1 pseudogene is annotated in these 259 nt (G+C 32.4%); it reads right to left on the bottom strand.

Annotation, left to right across the window (positions count from 1 at the left end):
- Positions 1 to 259 (bottom strand): annotated as a pseudogene (locus tag SB679_RS25090) (VWA domain-containing protein); the annotation flags it as partial.

The raw sequence follows: 259 nt of genomic DNA, 5'->3' as shown, positions 1-259 counted from the left end.
GCTTTTTGTTGCTTGATAAACTCTATCAAACTCTCGGCTTTATCTGAGAAATCAAATTTTCGGGTGACATATTCATCGCCTTTATCTCTATAAAATACGGAACCATATCTTACTTCTGTATTTTTTAAATTGGTTTCTACTTTTCTTAAGACATCCAATAACTCAGATTGTAAGTAAGAAATTTCATCTCCCATAGAACCTGTTGCATCTACTACAAAAGCCAGATCCAATATCCTTTTTTCCAGACATGATTTATTCA

It is taken from the genome of Chryseobacterium sp. SIMBA_029, from assembly GCF_046535275.1.
GTDB lineage: Bacteria > Bacteroidota > Bacteroidia > Flavobacteriales > Weeksellaceae > Chryseobacterium.
Note: the sequence above shows the minus strand (reverse complement) of the source record. Positions and strands in the feature narration are given on the sequence as shown.